Raw genomic sequence first — 1570 nt, 5'->3', positions numbered from 1 at the left:
CCTAAATAATGGTAGGCCTGGGCAGACTTGAACTGCCGACCCCCGCGTTATCAACACGGTGCTCTAACCAGCTGAGCTACAGGCCTGAGAAGCGTTTAAACAAAGCACTGCTTTGTTAGCTTCGCAAGAGTAAATCCCTTAAAGGGGATTTGCTGTTACTTGCTTACGCCTAAGGCTTATAAACAAACTAAACTAAAGAACAACTTGTTGTGAATTCTTGCCAAGAAGAATGCCGTCTATAAGGAGGTGATCCAGCCGCAGGTTCCCCTACGGCTACCTTGTTACGACTTCACCCCAGTCATCAACCACACCGTGGTGAGCGCCATCCTAAAAGGTTAGGCTACCCACTTCTGGTGCAATCAACTCCCATGGTGTGACGGGCGGTGTGTACAAGGCCCGGGAACGTATTCACCGCGGCATTCTGATCCGCGATTACTAGCGATTCCTACTTCATGGAGTCGAGTTGCAGACTCCAATCCGGACTACGATAGGCTTTTTGAGATTCGCATCACATCGCTGTGTAGCTGCCCTCTGTACCTACCATTGTAGCACGTGTGTAGCCCTGGTCGTAAGGGCCATGATGACTTGACGTCGTCCCCGCCTTCCTCCAGTTTGTCACTGGCAGTATCCTTAGAGTTCCCGGCCAAACCGCTGGTAACTAAGGACAAGGGTTGCGCTCGTTGCGGGACTTAACCCAACATCTCACGACACGAGCTGACGACAGCCATGCAGCACCTGTATTCTAATTCCCGAAGGCACTCCCGCATCTCTGCAGGATTCTAGATATGTCAAGACCAGGTAAGGTTCTTCGCGTTGCATCGAATTAAACCACATGCTCCACCGCTTGTGCGGGCCCCCGTCAATTCATTTGAGTTTTAACCTTGCGGCCGTACTCCCCAGGCGGTCTACTTATTGCGTTAGCTGCGTCACTAAGTCCTCAAGGGACCCAACGACTAGTAGACATCGTTTACGGCGTGGACTACCAGGGTATCTAATCCTGTTTGCTACCCACGCTTTCGAACCTCAGTGTCAATATGATGCCAGAAGGCTGCCTTCGCCATCGGTATTCCTCCAGATCTCTACGCATTTCACCGCTACACCTGGAATTCTACCTTCCTCTCACCTATTCTAGCCTAACAGTATCAGATGCAGTTCCCAGGTTAAGCCCGGGGATTTCACATCTGACTTATCAAGCCACCTACGCTCGCTTTACGCCCAGTAATTCCGATTAACGCTTGCACCCTCTGTATTACCGCGGCTGCTGGCACAGAGTTAGCCGGTGCTTATTCTGCAGCTAATGTCATCGTCAATGGGTATTAACCATTGAGTCTTCTTCACTGCTTAAAGTGCTTTACAACCAAAAGGCCTTCTTCACACACGCGGCATGGCTGGATCAGGGTTGCCCCCATTGTCCAATATTCCCCACTGCTGCCTCCCGTAGGAGTCCGGACCGTGTCTCAGTTCCGGTGTGGCTGATCATCCTCTCAGACCAGCTACAGATCGTCGCCATGGTAGGCCTTTACCCCACCATCTAGCTAATCCGACTTAGGCTCATCTAATAGCGAGAGCA

At 51.3% G+C, this 1570-nt stretch carries 1 tRNA gene and 1 rRNA gene; both read right to left on the bottom strand.

The features are described from left to right. Nucleotides 1-9: 9 nt before the first annotated feature. Nucleotides 10-86: transfer RNA gene (locus ACTXGE_RS12445), tRNA-Ile, on the bottom strand. A 153-nt stretch (nucleotides 87-239) separates the two neighbouring features. Further along, nucleotides 240-1570 (bottom strand): 16S ribosomal RNA (locus tag ACTXGE_RS12440); the annotation flags it as partial.

This window comes from Psychrobacter sp. T6-4, from assembly GCF_052258425.1.
Taxonomy (GTDB): domain Bacteria; phylum Pseudomonadota; class Gammaproteobacteria; order Pseudomonadales; family Moraxellaceae; genus Psychrobacter.
This window is presented reverse-complemented; position numbering and strand designations above follow the sequence as displayed.